The sequence below is a fragment of the Roseateles sp. SL47 genome, from assembly GCF_026625885.1.
Classification (GTDB): Bacteria; Pseudomonadota; Gammaproteobacteria; order Burkholderiales; family Burkholderiaceae_C; genus Roseateles.
The window spans coordinates 950741-964464 of sequence record NZ_CP113068.1; the positions used below are offsets into that span (position 1 = coordinate 950741).

Annotated in this window: 9 protein-coding genes; 3 read left to right on the plus strand and 6 right to left on the minus strand. The window is 67.2% G+C overall.

Annotation, left to right across the window (positions count from 1 at the left end; translation table 11 throughout):
- Window positions 1-37: 37 nt before the first annotated feature.
- Window positions 38-340 (minus strand): hypothetical protein, encoded by a 303-nt coding sequence (locus OU995_RS04075; RefSeq protein ID WP_267834160.1) that lies wholly within the window; start codon window positions 338-340, stop codon window positions 38-40.
- Between OU995_RS04075 and OU995_RS04080 the strand changes: the two genes are divergently transcribed.
- On the plus strand, window positions 339-2849 hold the full coding sequence (locus tag OU995_RS04080; RefSeq protein ID WP_267834163.1) for a DUF3857 domain-containing transglutaminase family protein: 2511 nt from the start codon (window positions 339-341) through the stop codon (window positions 2847-2849). The genes OU995_RS04075 and OU995_RS04080 overlap by 2 nt on opposite strands.
- Window positions 2850-2914: 65 nt before the next feature.
- Here the strand turns inward: OU995_RS04080 and dacB are convergent, their stop codons facing one another.
- Complete coding sequence (gene dacB, locus OU995_RS04085) at window positions 2915-4513, minus strand: D-alanyl-D-alanine carboxypeptidase/D-alanyl-D-alanine-endopeptidase (protein WP_267834164.1); 1599 nt, start codon at window positions 4511-4513, stop codon at window positions 2915-2917.
- A gap of 250 nt (window positions 4514-4763) precedes the next feature.
- On the opposite strand from dacB, the gene OU995_RS04090 reads away from it, so the two are divergent.
- Window positions 4764-7574 (plus strand): TonB-dependent receptor, encoded by a 2811-nt coding sequence (locus OU995_RS04090; RefSeq protein ID WP_267834165.1) that lies wholly within the window; start codon window positions 4764-4766, stop codon window positions 7572-7574.
- A 320-nt stretch (window positions 7575-7894) separates the two neighbouring features.
- Here OU995_RS04090 and OU995_RS04095 read toward each other — a convergent pair whose 3' ends face one another.
- The 3 genes from OU995_RS04095 to OU995_RS04105 form a co-directional block, all read right to left on the minus strand.
- Window positions 7895-8812, minus strand: a complete 918-nt coding sequence (locus tag OU995_RS04095) for a S66 peptidase family protein (RefSeq protein ID WP_267834168.1) — start codon at window positions 8810-8812, stop codon at window positions 7895-7897.
- Between the two features lie 18 nt (window positions 8813-8830).
- A complete protein-coding gene (locus OU995_RS04100) occupies window positions 8831-10081 on the minus strand; it encodes a D-amino acid dehydrogenase (protein ID WP_267834169.1) in 1251 nt (416 codons plus the stop codon).
- 108 nt (window positions 10082-10189) lie between these two features.
- Window positions 10190-11380 (minus strand): aromatic amino acid transaminase, encoded by a 1191-nt coding sequence (locus tag OU995_RS04105; protein WP_267834170.1) that lies wholly within the window; start codon window positions 11378-11380, stop codon window positions 10190-10192.
- A gap of 273 nt (window positions 11381-11653) precedes the next feature.
- On the opposite strand from OU995_RS04105, the gene OU995_RS04110 reads away from it, so the two are divergent.
- Window positions 11654-12061 carry a PaaI family thioesterase gene (locus OU995_RS04110; protein WP_267834171.1) on the plus strand — a complete coding sequence of 136 codons (408 nt, stop codon included), beginning with the start codon at window positions 11654-11656 and terminating at the stop codon, window positions 12059-12061.
- A 122-nt stretch (window positions 12062-12183) separates the two neighbouring features.
- On the opposite strand, the gene OU995_RS04115 is transcribed toward OU995_RS04110, so the two are convergent.
- Window positions 12184-13470: a glutamate carboxypeptidase gene (locus tag OU995_RS04115; RefSeq protein WP_420714868.1), complete on the minus strand. Its 1287-nt coding sequence runs from the start codon at window positions 13468-13470 to the stop codon at window positions 12184-12186.
- Window positions 13471-13724 lie beyond the last annotated feature (254 nt).

The window sequence follows — 13724 nt, forward strand, 5'->3', positions numbered from 1 at the left end:
CCAACCCGCCCGGCAGCGGGACGCTGCACACCAGCATTCAGGCCACGAGCGATGGCCCGGCTGTCGCTGCGGCGACGTCGCAGATGGCTGAGACCCTCATCCCACCAGTGATGGCGCCGATGAAGTCGACGGTGAAGGCGAGGGTGATCGCGCCGGTCATGGCAAAGGTGATGACACGGGTACTGACACGGGTGATCGCGCCCGTGATGGCTTTGATGATGGCGCCGCTGGCCCACACGGCCCCCGCCGCCCCCGCATCCAGGCCAGCCATCGAGGCCCCTGCGGCGGCGCTTCCGCTCAAGGGCGATGCCAATGCCCGCAGCGTACCGATGCCGGCCATGACCGCCATCCCTGCCTGGGTGACGCGGATCACACCGGAGCTGGACCGGAAGCTGCCCGCCGACGCCCAGGGTGTGGACTACCTGCTGGTGGACAACCAGACGCGGGTCACCGCCACCGATCGCTTCAATTTCCGGCACCGCGCGGACCGCATCCGCACCGAACGCGGCCTGGACGGCACCGGCCAGCTGGAGGTGAGTTTCAACCCGGCCTACCAGTCCCTCCAGTTCCATCAGCTGCGCATTCATCGGGACGGCCAGGTGCTGCCCTGGCAGCAGCGCGCCCGCGCCCGCTGGCTGGACCGGGAGACACAGCTGGAACAGGGCATCTACGACGGCAACCGCACCCTGCTGCTGACGCTGGATGACCTGCGGGTGGGCGATGTGCTGGAGTACGCCTACACCGTCCGTGGCAGCAACCCGGTGTTTGGCGGCCGCCACTTCGGCGGCTACGACCTGCAATATTCGGTGGCCGTCGCTCGCCAACATTCGCGGCTGCTCATGCCGGCCGGCCGCGAGCCGACCGTACGGAACTCGCCGGGTGTGACGATGGCGCGGCGCACCCTGCCCAGCGGCGAACAGGAATGGCTCTGGGATCTCTCGGACACCCAGCCGCTGCGCATGGACAGCGGCACGCCCTCCTGGTTCTACCCCTACGCGCGCACGGCCTGGTCCGAATTTCCCGATTGGGGCGCCGTGGCCCGGTGGGCGAGCCCGATGTATCAGCCCTCCCCCACATCCCCGGCGGCCGTGCAGAAGGAGCTGGACGCCTTGGAGCAGCGTTATGCCACGCAGGAAGAGCGCATCGCGGGTGCGTTGCGGCTGGTGCAGGAGCGGGTGCGATATCTGTCGGTGTCGATCGGCGCCGGCTCGCATGCGCCGCGCCGGCCCGAGCAGGTGCTGGCGCAGCGCTTCGGCGACTGCAAGGACAAGTCGCTGCTGACCGTCGCCCTGCTGCGTGGCCTCGGTGTGGAGGCCTGGGTGGCGTTGGTCAATACCGACGTGCGGAACCATCTGGGAGACGAACAGGCGTCCCCCGGCGCGTTTGACCATGCCATCGTGCTGGCCCGCTGGGAGGGCAAGGACTACTGGCTGGACCCGACACGCGCCCCGCAGAGCGGAACGCTGGACCATCTGGTGCAGGCCAATTTTGGCCAGGCGCTGGTGATCGATACCTCCACGACGGAACTGATGACCATCGCCACCGCGCCTTCCGCGATCGAGCGCCGCGAAATCACGATGGACTTCGATCTCAGGGCAGGGCCGACATCACCGGCGGAGTTCAAGGTCACGACCCGCTATTTCGGCGCGGCAGCCGAAACGATGCGCAATGAATACGGCACCGGCGACAACCGGCTGGAACGTCTGCAAAAGTACCGCCTGGGCTACTACGCCCGGTCGTTCAACGACATCCAGACCGCCGCGCCCTTGCAATGGCAGGACGACGACCAGGCCAATGTGGTCACCGTGACCGAGTCCTACCGGATCGGGAAGCTGTGGAACACCGACGCCCAGGGACGGCCCATTGATGCCGTGCTGGCCACGCCCCAGATGGATCAGTTGCTGCAGCGGCCTGACATGTCACAACGCCAGCATCCGTTGGGCCGGTCGCACCCGCAGCAGCTGGACATGACGGTGCGTGCCCAATTCCCGATGTCCTGGCGCACCCTGCTTCCGGAGAATGGCGAATTCAAGGTCAAGGACGACCACTTCAGCTTCCGCCGCACCTACCATTTGCAGGAGCGCACGTTGACGCTGGTACAGCAGTACGCCAGCCTGGACGACCATGTGGACCCGGCCCAGATGACGGACTATCTGAAACATCTGCAGGAAGCCGATGAGTGGTCGGGCTATCGCCTGAAGTGGTCGCTGGGAGGGCTGGCCAAGGCCGACCTGTCACGCAGCAACACCAGTGCCGATGGCGCCACCCACGGCACAGCCGGTGCGTTGGCCCTCGTGGCCATCGGCATGATCTTCGGCGTGCTGCGACTGTTGCGTCCGGTGGTGCTGCGTCTGAAGGCGCGCATGGACCGTCACCCGTTGCCCGCAGGCCTGGCGCAACGCCGGATGGGTCGCGGCGCCACCGGCGTGATCCTCATCCAGGAACCCATGGCGGACTTGCACCCCGGCGCGGAGGACCGTACGAAGGACGCGGTGCCGGAACAGGTGGAAGGCCCCGGACGCGAGGGCTGGCGCGGCTGGCTGCAACGCTGGGTGTGGGCTGCCGTTGCGCTGCTGGGGCTGAATCTGTGGTTGTTCTGGTTCCTTTGCTCAACGCAGGATCAGAAAGTGCTGCAGAGCCTGGCCAACTGGATCTACGGCCTGGGCGCCATCACGCTGGGAAGCTGGCTGGTGCGCTGGCTGGAGCCCAAGGTCTTGCACGGGATCGGGGAGTGGCAACTGCGCCGCATGGACGAGCCGGCCTACCGTGCGTTGCTGTGGCGGTGCGGGGCCAGCGACAGCTTCCCGGCGGGTTTCCCAGGGCGTTCGCTGGAGGATTCAGGCGTGTAGGCATCATCCGCAGCCTGAGGGTGGGAGCCGGCGGATCCCTTGCGACAGCCTGCCCCCGGGGCCGCTTATTGGGTCGCCACCCAGTTCACCAACGCGTCCAGGGTGCCACGTGCCGATGATGCCCGGGCATCGTTGATCACCGCCACCACCACCCACAGGTGGCCGGACGCGTCCGGCACATAACCGGCCAGCGCCACCACATCGCGCAGCGTGCCGGTCTTCATGCGGGCCCGGCCTTCGGCGGCGCCGCCCTTGAAGCGGCGGGCCAAGGTACCGTCCACGCCCGCCACCGGCAAGGTGGCCAGCAGCTCCGGCCCATGCGCGCCGCGCTGCACCACCTGCAGCAAGGCGGCCATCTTGGCGGCGCTGATGCGCTCGACGCGCGACAGGCCGGCACCGTTTTCCAGCACCACATCCGATGGGTCGATGCCTTGCGTCGAAAGCCAGGACTTCACCGAGCGCTGCGCGGCCATCAGCGTGTCCTCGCCGGGTTGCGCGGCGGCGGCGCCCAGGCGTTGGAAGATCAGCCGGGTGGTGGCGTTGTCGGAAGCCTTGAGCACCGGACGCAGCAGCTCGGCCAGCGGACGGTCCTGGTGGCGCACCAGCACGCGGGCCTGGGCGGGTGTCTGACCTTCGCGAATCTCGCCGTTCAGCGTGCCACCGAGCGACGTCCAGAGCTGCCGAAGCGCCTGAGCGGTGAGCCACTGGCGATCCACCAGATTGAGCGATTGACGGACCTGGCAGTCCACCGGGAACGCACCCCGGAGCTGCACATGGGCAGTCGGCGGCGTGGCCATCGCTGGAGGTGCCACCGGGGGGCGGGGCGGACCGATGTGGGACGGCAGCACTGGTTGTGGCTGTGGTTGGGCCTGGGCTTGCGGTTGCGGTTGCGGTTGCGGTTGCATCTGCACCTGCGGCAAACGCCAATGATCATCCCAGTCCTTGCAGGGCTGCTCCACCAGGCGCATGCCCTGGGCGTCCATCTGCAGACCGCCGAACATCGGAAACGGCCGCATCTCCAAGCCTTGCCGGTCGGCGCGCAGGTCGAAGCTGAGCAGGCTGCCGTTCAGGTTCAGCGCGTCCGGAATGACGTTGTAGGGGAACTCCGGCTGTTCGTCGAAGTCGGGGGCGCCCAGTTCGGGCCGGTCCGGCCGGAACATCGTCCGGTCCACCACCACACCACCGTCCAGGTCCTTGACGCCCTGGCGTTCACGCAGCTCGCGCAGCATGAACCAGAGGGCGGGCCAGTCCAGGTCCGCATCGGCGCCGCCCTTGAGGTAGAGCGGGGTGCTCAGACGCCCCTCCGGGGCCGGCGTGGTCGCCGGGGCCGTCGGGTCCCCCTCCACCAGCAGCTCGGTGCGCCCGCGGCTGTTGGGGCCAAGCTGATCCAGCGCCGCAGCGGCGGTGATCAGCTTCATCGTTGAAGCGCCCTGCATCGGCTGGTCGGCATTCAGCCGCAGCCCGCGCGAGGGGTGGTCCAGCGGAAACGCCACCACAGCCAGCGATGACAGCGGCACCCCGGAGCGGGCATGAACCTCGGCCACCGGTGCGGGCAACTCATGGGGCAGGCTGGCGCAGCCGGCCAGGGCCACAGTGAGCGTCAGGGCCTGGCTGCCCAGCAGCAGGGCGCGCCAGGAGGTGGGGGACGGTCGAACGGCTTGCATGGACCGGACTGTATCGGCACGCGGCCTTCACATTCCGTCCGGTTATACACAGACGACAAGCATTCATCGTGGGGAACACAACAAACTCGTGACGCTCCTATGACAGCCCAACCGCCCTGTGCTTGATCATCGGTTCCAGCTCGCAAGCCAGACGGCGGGCGGCCAGGGCCGGCCGTCCCGTCATGTCGTTGGGGAGCGCCCAGGGGTCCGGGGGACCACCGGCGCCGGATTCGTTGACCAGGAGAATGTCGTGAAACTCAAACCACTCGCTCGTTGCCTTGTTGTCATGGGTCTGGGGGCGCATGCCGCCGCCTGGTCGCAGGAGGCTCAAAAAATCGAGCGCGTGGAGATCACCGGCTCCAGCATCAAGCGCCTCAAGGACGAAGGCGCCCTGCCGGTGCAGGTCATCACCGACAAGGACCTGGCCCGCAAGGGCATCACCAGCGCGGAGCAGATGCTGCGCCAACTGGGCGTGAACGGTACCGGTGCGGACAGCGCCGTTTCCAACAACAATGTGTTCGGCGCCGACACCGACCGCCTGACCGGCGGCACGGCCAATGCCAACCTGCGCGGCCTCGGGCCCGGGAGCACCCTGGTGCTGCTGAACGGGCGGCGCGTCTCCACCTCCGGCATGAGCGGCGGAGCGGTGGACCTGAACGCCATCCCGATGGCGGCCATCCAGCGCGTGGAAATTCTCAAGGACGGCGCCTCGGCCATCTACGGCACGGACGCCATCGGCGGCGTCATCAACTTCATCCTCAAGCGGGACTACCAGGGTGCCAGCGTCAGCATGGACGTGGCCTCGCCCTTCGAATCGGGCGGTGGCCAGCAGCGCAAGGCGTCCATCACCGGCGGCTGGGGCTCACTGGAGCGGGACGGCTACAACATGATGGTCAGCCTGAGCCTGACCAACAACAGCATCCTGCGCGGTGCGGACCGCGACTGGGCCACCGGTTTCAATCCGGCGCTGGGGCTGTCGCCCAACTCCTCCAGCAGCCCGTTTGCCAACATCATCTCCGGCACCGGCACGGCCCTGGGCAGTGGCTCGGCTGTGGCCGGCAGCGGCGATGCGGTGAAGTACACCCGCATCAACCTGCTGAGCCTGCAAGGCGCCTGCGACCAGGTGACCAATGGCGTTCAGTTCCAACCCAGCCTCTGGACCCCCGCTTCGGCCACCGCCGCCACCAAGGCTGCCAACTACGCCAGCGGCCGCTACCTCTGCAACACCGACTACGGCAGCCAGTTCATGCTGGCCGCGCCCAAAAAGGCCGAGAACCTGGTCGCCCGCAGCACGTTCAAGATCAGCGACTCCACCGAAGCCTTCGTGGAACTCACGGCATCCCGCAACCGGGTCAAGGCCGAGCTGACCCCGGCGCAGTTCAGCACCTCGATTGCGACGGGTACCGCCTACCCGGTCAATGGCCCGTACTACCTCAATCTGAAAGACTACGGCGTCACCGACTTCGATCCGACCAAGCCGATTGCCTACCGCTGGCGCGCGCAGGACTTTGGCAACCGCGTCATCGAGAACGTGGATGAGAACTCCCGGCTGCTGGCCGGCATGGAAGGAGACATTGGCGCCTACAGCTACAAGCTGGGGGCCTCGATCGCCGGGGCCAAGGGGTATTCCAACCTGATCGACGGCTATGTCTACACCGCGCCGCTGGTGGACGCGTTGCGCCAGGGCCTGATCAATCCGTGGGTGGCACCGGGCCAGAGCCAGAGCAAGGAGGCCCAGGCGCTGATCGAATCCATGAAGGCCCGCGGCCGCCTGCAAGGCGGAGAGACGACGCTGCAGCAGCTGGATGGCTCCATCAGTGGCGACCTGTTCAAATTGCCCGCCGGTATGGTGCAGTTCGCCACCGGCGTGGACCTGCGCCGCGAGACCTACGAGTTCGCGCCCGATGCCAACGGCTTCAACTGCGTCTCCAGCCTGTCCACCGGTGCGCGGGACGTGCTGCTGTGCCCGGGCAACACGGCCGTGCCCAAGGAGTCGCGCAACATCGGGGCGGTGTATGGGGAACTGGCGGTGCCAGTCATCAAGGGGCTGGATCTGCAACTGGCCCTGCGCCACGATCAATACAGCAAGATCGGCGGTACCACCAATCCGAAGGTGGGCTTCCGCTGGCAGCCGGCGCAGATGGTGATGTTCCGTGGCTCCTACAACACCGGCTTCAAGGCGCCCAGCTTCCAGCAGCTCAGTCCCAACGTCGCCCCGCGCGACTACACCGGCACCTGGAGCGACCCGGTGCGCTGCCCCTCGGACCCCACCCAGTGCGCCATCATCGGTCTGGACTACACCGACAGCGGCAATCCCAACCTCAAGCCGGAGAAGTCCAAGCAGGGCACGCTGGGGCTGGTGGTGTCGCCATTCGCCGACTTCAATGCTTATGCGGACTACTGGCGTGTGGACCTGGACCAGCGCATCCGCAAGCTGACGGTGGCCGACGTGCTGAACAACTATGACCTGTTCTCCAGCCGCATCGTGCGGGATGCCAACGGCAATGCCACGCTGGTGCAGGCGGGCTGGATCAATGCGGCCGACAGCACCACACGAGGCATCGACTGGGGCATGAGTTATCAGTTCAAGCATCCCACGGGGACGTGGCTGGCCAACATCAATGGCACCCACATGCTGCAGGCCAAGGAACGCACCTTCTACGGTCAACCGCTGGTGGACCAGGTCGGCAAATTCAACACCCGCACGCTGTACCTGCGGGACAAGTTCAATGCCGACATCACCTGGTCCCGGGATGCCTGGAGCGCCACCTTCAGCACGGTCTACAAGTCGGGCTATGCGGACCAGGACATGAGCGCCAAGGGCGTGCTGCCGGCCACGGCCAACACCCGAGTGTCCAGCTACACCACGTTTGACCTGTTCGGCACCTACAGCGGCTTCAAGAACACCACGCTGACGGTCGGCATCCGCAACCTGTTCGATCGCGACCCGCCATTCACCCACCACGACGTGGATGATGTGGCCGGTGCTGGCTGGGATCCCCGAGTGGCCGACCCGTTTGGCCGGACTCTCGCGGTATCGGTGAAGTACGACTTCAAGTGAATGGAGGGATATGGGGATGAAGCGGCTGTCGCTCATCCGCATGGGCGACGTGTTGTTCATCGCGGCGCTCACCAGTGGCCAGTGACCTCCAACAGTGGCATGGATCGCTCAAAGTGTCTCGGCTGGTGCCACCCAACCTGCAGCTATCGCTTCGCAAGCCCATCGCAATATTGGGCCAAACGTACTCGGGCATCCTGCTGTGCTGCTCCGATGCAACTGCTCTACAAAGCCTCATCCCTGCGGCTCTTCATCCTTCTTCGCCGGATGCACCCAGAGCGAGACACTGAACATCCGTCATGCCGCACGGTCCAGGTGATGGTTCAGTCCCTGTCCATCACACGAAGCGTGCGGGCTGCTGCATCCAGCGCCACCCAGGCCCCCAGCGGCAAGGGTAGATTCGGCGTGGCGTGCCCGGCCGGCCAGCCGGCAAGCACTGGGCAGCCGAGGGGGTGAAAGTAGTCGGCCAGCACCTCATCAGGCGCCTCGGCCTCACTGAAACTGCCCAGCACCACACCCGCCAGATCGGACAGATGCCCACCCAGGCGCAACTGGCACAGCAGGCGGTCGATCTTGTAGGGGTCTTCGCCCACGTCTTCCAGGAAGAGCACCGCGCCATGAAGGTCCGGCATGAAGGGGGTGCCCATCAACGCCACCAGCACGGCCAGATTGCCACCGGAGAGGCGGCCCTGTCCCACCGGGCCAACGCGGTTGAGCGGATGGGGCACGGGAGCAGGGCTCAGTACATCACCCACCCGCAGCCCCTGGCGCAGCCCATTGGACAGCGCCACGGCATCCGCCCAGCCTTCTTCACCGCGGTGCCAGTCCGAGGCGGGCATCGGCGCATGCCAGCCCACCTGCCCCCAGGTCTGCCGCAGCGCATGCAGGGCCGTCAGGTCGCTGTAGCCGATCAAGGGCTTGGGATGGGCCTGCAGCAACGCGGGGTCCAACCGATCCAGCAGACGCATGCAACCGTATCCGCCACGAAGGCCGATCACGGCATGCACCTCCGGGTCGGTGAACGCGTCCTGCAGATCCTGCCGCCGTTGTGCATCAGAGGCGGCCAGATGGTCCAACCGGGCCGGCCCATGGCAGCCCGGGAAGATCTTGGCCCGCCAGCCCAGGCGCTCCATCATCGGGACCACCTGCGCCAGCGTACCGGGCCGGGGAGGACCGGCGGGAGCGATCACACCCAGGCAGGCCCCCGGGTCCAGCGGCGGCACGATCCAGCCGCCGCTCATGAACCGTCTCCGTGACATTCAGGCCGTCCGCAAGCCGAGTCCGTCCAGGTCCAGCGGGCTGGGACGGCCCGAGACCAGGTCCGCCACGATGCGGGCGGAGCCGAAGGAGAAAGTGAAACCGAGCGCGCCATGACCCACATTGAGCCACAAGCCCGCCAGCGGCGTCGGCCCCAGCATGGGGGCCCCGCTGGGGGTGGCGGGCCGAAGACCGGCCCACGGCACCGCCAGGGCATAGTCCGCCGCCTTCGGAAAACTGGCCCGCACCGTGCGGTGCAAGGCAGCCAAGCGGTCCGGGTCCACACGGGCATCCTCGCCCACCAGGTCCACCATGGCCGCCACCCGCAGTTGCTGGCCGATGCGGGCATACAGCGTCTTGCGTTCGAAATCGGTGACGCTGACCGTGGGCGGGCGGTGGTGGCCGGCAATCGGTGCGGACAGGCTGTAGCCCTTGAGCGGATACAACGGCAGACGCAGGCCCAGCGGAGCCGCCAGCGCAGCGCTCTGCAAGCCGGCCGCCAGTACGAAGTCATCCGCACCCAGTTCGCCCACGGTGCTGCGCAACGCCACCACACGGCCCCGCTCCGTCAAGAAACCGAGCGCCTGCGCCTGCACCACGCCCTGGAAATTCGGATGTCGCTCCAGCCGTCGGCCCAGTTGCAGGCACAAGGCATGGCAATCGGCCACCGCTTCGCCCGCAGTGAAGATGCCGCCGGCCACCCAGGGCTGGTCGCAATCGCCCAGAGACGGCTCCAGGGCCAGGCATTCCTCCCGGGACAGCGCCCGCTCCGGCCCCTTGGGATCGGCGGCCGCGGCAGCGCGCAAGAAACTGGCCGGCTTGCGATAGACCACCAGCTTGCCGGGGGTGCGCAGCTCGATGGCATTCAAAGCCGCCTCGCGCTGCAGCTCCATGAAGCTCTGCTGGCTGAACGCGCCCAGGGCGAGCAGGCGCTCGGTGGTGCGGCGGTTGATGTCCGCGCGGCAGCGCGCGAGAAAGGCCGCCAGCCAGCGCCACTGCGCCAGGCTGCCATCGGGCCGGAAACGCAGGGGGCCGTCCGGGTCCAGCAGCCAGCCCAATGCCTTGAGCGGCACACCGGCATCAGCCAGCGGCGACACATAGCGGTAGCTGAGCTGGCCGCCGTTGGCCCGGCTGGCCCCTTCGGCAAGCCCGGCCGCGCGCTCCACCAGGGTCACCCGGTGGCCCGCCTGCACCAGCGCCCACGCCGTGGTCACCCCCACGACCCCACCACCGATCACAACGACTTGTTTCATCCCCTGCGGACATGTCTGGACTGCCTGGCAGGGTAAGGAGTTGTGGGAGCGCCGACCAATGAAAGCCGAGGCGCTACCCATAACTGAGGCCTATGCGGCCTGTCCGGTTCAGATCACCGCGCTGATGGCATGAGCCGTGGCCTCGACATTGCGGGTGTTCAGGCCCGCCACGCACATGCGGCCGGAGCGCAGGATGTACACGCCGAATTCCTCCCGGAGACGGTCCACCTGCGCCGGACTCAGGCCGGTGTAGCTGAACATGCCGCGCTGGGTGAGGAAGTAGTCGAAATTGCGGCCCCGCACCTTGGCCGACAACACGTCGAACAGGGCATTGCGCATGGCCAGAATGCGCTCGCGCATTTCTTCGACCTCGCCCTCCCACAGGCTGCGCAGTTGCGGGTCCGACAGCACCTTGGCCACCACCTGGCCGCCATGCTGCGGCGGGTTGGAGTAGTTGCGGCGGATGGTGAACTTGAGCTGGCCCAACACATTGACCGCCTGGGCGGCGTCCGGGCAGACGACCGACAGCGCACCGCAGCGCTCGCCGTACAGGCTCATGTTCTTGGAGAAGCTGTTGGCCACCAGGAAGCTCAGGCCGGCTTCGGCCAGCGCCCGGACGGCGAAGGTATCCGCTTCCAGGCCATCGCCATAACCCTGATAGGCCAGGTCCAGGAAGGCGATCAGCTCGCGTTCCTGGAGCACCGGAATCAGCGCGTCCCACTGCAGTTGCGTCAGGTCCACGCCGGTGGGGTTGTGGCAGCAGGCATGCAGCAGCACGATGCTGCGGGCCGGGGCCTCGGACAGCGCCTGCAGCATGTCGTCAAAACGCAGGCCGCCGGTCTCGGGGTCGTAGTAGGGATAGGTGCGGCATTCAATGCCGGAGCCTTCGAACACGGCGCGGTGGTTGTCCCAGGTGGGATCGGACAGATAGATGGCGCTGTCGGGGAAGTAGCGCTTGAGGAAGTCCGCGCCCACCTTCAGGCCGCCGGACGAGCCCACGCCCTGGATGGTGGCCACCCGCTGCTCGCGCAACACGGCGCTATCGGCACCGAACAGCAGCTTGCCGACCTCGGTGCGGAAGTTCGCCGCGCCTTCCATCGGCAGATAAGGCCGTGCCCCGGCCTGCTCCACCACCGCCAGCTCGGCGCGGCGCACCGAATCCAGCATCGGGATGCGACCGTCGTCATCGAAATAGATGCCGATCGACAGGTTGATCTTGGCCGTGCGGGGATCCTTCTGGAAGGCCTCGTTGAGGCTGAGGATGGGATCGCCGGGATAGGCGTCGACGTGCTGGAACATGCTGGTCTCCACAGAGCGGACTAAAAGCGTCCTCCATTATCCCCAGGTCCGGCCTGGGTCCGATCTGCATCGACAATGCGCGCCATCGGCGCTGCCGGACTCGCTCCCTGGCTCACTCCCTGAAACGCCCCCTGACTCGCTCCACGAGGCCTTCACTGAAGCGCTCTCAGAAGCACGCACGGAGGCGTTTCGCGTCCACCGATGGCGGCCTCACAGCCCCACGGCGGTACAACAAGGAGCACCCGTCCGCAGCGCCTCATTTCGAGGAGACCCATGATTGATCAGAACGCATTGAATGAGCGCGGTGCCGCCTGCCTGCCCGGCCACCTCGGCATCGAGATTCTTGATGTCCGCCCCGGCGAAGTCAGCGCCCGCTTGCCGGTCCGCGAGGCCGTGATGGCCCCCAACGGCTACCTGCATGCCGGCAGCGTCGTGACACTGGCCGACACCTGCTGTGGCTATGGCTGCGTGGCCAGCCTGCCCGAAGGCGCGCAGAGTTTCACCACGGTGGAGCTGAAGTCCAACCACCTGGGCACCGCGCGTGAAGGCGTGATCGAATGCCGCGCCACCGCCGTTCACATGGGTCGCACCACGCAGGTGTGGGACGCCGTGGTGACGCACAACGGCAAGACCATTGCGCTGTTCCGCTGCACCCAGATGCTGCTGTATCCCAAGGGTTGAGGGCACGCAGCCTGACGCCCCCTCCCCCGACCATGGCGGGGCCACGGCACGATAGGGACCCAACGGAGCCAAGCGCGGTGCTGAACTGGGCCCGAACGGGGCCTAGAGGCGTCGCGTAGGGCTCAGGGTGGATTGCCCAGGCTCATCAAGGCGCGGGTGACCAGCACCATCTTCGGAGCGATGCTGTCCAACTGCACGAACTCGGCCTGATTGCTGTGGGCGCCGAATCCGCGCACGCCCAGGCCTTCCACCACAGGTGCGCGGGTGGCCGCTGCGGCAAACGCTGCATCGGTGCCCCCGCCGGTGGGCACATCCCGCACCACCAGCGGCAGGCCTTGCTGCTCTGCCAGTGACTTGAGCGTGTCGCCCAGCCCCCGCGACGCCGGCGTGGCATGCATCGGCGGGCGACGCCGTTCAAAACTCAGCGACACCTCGGACTCCGGCAACAGCTTGTTCTGGATGCGCTTGCGCAGTTCGGCTTCGATCAGGTCAAAGTCCTCCACGCGCTCCACCCGCACGTCGGCGGCGGCTTCGGCACTGGGCGGAATCATGTTGCGCACCACGCCGGATTTGGACACCGTCCAATGCACCTGACGGCCGACCTTGGGGTCGGACAAGTCACGCGCCTGCAGCACCTGGTGAGACAACTCATACAGGGCATTGACCCCTCGCTCCGGCGCAGCCCCCGCATGGGACGCTCGCCCCTTGACCGACACCGTGGCAGCGCCGATGCCGCTGGTGGCCAGCCGCAGGGTATCGGGGCCGTCGGGTCCGCCGCCGCCCTCGAAGGACAAGACGGCGTCATGCTCGCTGCCCAACCGGGTGATGCGATGGCGGGAGGCCGGTGAGCTGATCTCTTCGTCACCGTTGATCAACACGGTGATCTCGCCGCAATCTTTCCAGCCGACCGCCTTCAGCATGGCCAGCACATGCAGGATGGTGGCCACGCCCTGCTTGTCGTCCGCAATCCCCAGGCCGTAGGCCCGCTGGCCTTCGATGCGGAACGGCTGCTGGGCCAGCATGCCGCGCGGGTAGACGGTGTCCATGTGGGCAATCAGCAGCACCTTGCTTCGGCCCCCGCCGCCCTTGAAACGAGCCTGCACCATGGGGCCGACCTTCTCGGGCGTGTCGAACATGCGGTAGACGTCCGTGCCGGGCTCCAGGACGCTGACCTCACCGCCCAGGTCCTTCAGTCGTTGCGCCACCACAGCGGCAATGCGGTCCAGGCCCTCCCGGTCGGAGCTGCCGGATTCGATTTCCACCAGTTGCTGCAGCGTCTTGAGCAGCGCCGGCTGCTCGCGAGCGGCCAGGGCCTGCAGTTCCGCCAGAGCGACGGCGGGGGGCCGGGTCTGGGCGGACACACCGGTGGCGGCGACGGCCAGGAGCAGGCCGGAAACAAGGGCCGACATCCGGCGGGTGAACTGCGGACGGCGTGCGTGGGCCGGGTGGGAGGAAGGGAAGCGCGCGGATTGACTCATCAACAGGCACCTGGCAGTCAGAGGATGGAGCGATGCTAGGTGAGCCTGCACTGCGGTGGCGTCAAGACACGGTCAGCGTGTGCGAAGACGGCAGCAGCGCTTTCCCGTAGCCACCGGTGGAAAGGTCGCTGATCGAGGGGACAGGCCGAGGGCCCCGGTCTGCACTTCAAACCTCCGGTTGAAAG

What these genes read in the sequence shown, in the direction of transcription:
- OU995_RS04080 (WP_267834163.1), top strand. Translation starts at nt 339, where the DNA reads ATGACCGCCATCCCTGCCTGGGTGACGCGGATCACACCGGAGCTGGAC.
- OU995_RS04075 (WP_267834160.1), bottom strand. Translation starts at nt 340, where the DNA reads ATGGCCGGCATCGGTACGCTGCGGGCATTGGCATCGCCCTTGAGCGGA.
- dacB (WP_267834164.1), bottom strand. Translation starts at nt 4,513, where the DNA reads ATGCAAGCCGTTCGACCGTCCCCCACCTCCTGGCGCGCCCTGCTGCTG.
- OU995_RS04095 (WP_267834168.1), bottom strand. Translation starts at nt 8,812, where the DNA reads ATGAGCGGCGGCTGGATCGTGCCGCCGCTGGACCCGGGGGCCTGCCTG.
- OU995_RS04100 (WP_267834169.1), bottom strand. Translation starts at nt 10,081, where the DNA reads ATGAAACAAGTCGTTGTGATCGGTGGTGGGGTCGTGGGGGTGACCACG.
- OU995_RS04105 (WP_267834170.1), bottom strand. Translation starts at nt 11,380, where the DNA reads ATGTTCCAGCACGTCGACGCCTATCCCGGCGATCCCATCCTCAGCCTC.
- OU995_RS04110 (WP_267834171.1), top strand. Translation starts at nt 11,654, where the DNA reads ATGATTGATCAGAACGCATTGAATGAGCGCGGTGCCGCCTGCCTGCCC.
- OU995_RS04115 (WP_420714868.1), bottom strand. Translation starts at nt 13,470, where the DNA reads ATGTCGGCCCTTGTTTCCGGCCTGCTCCTGGCCGTCGCCGCCACCGGT.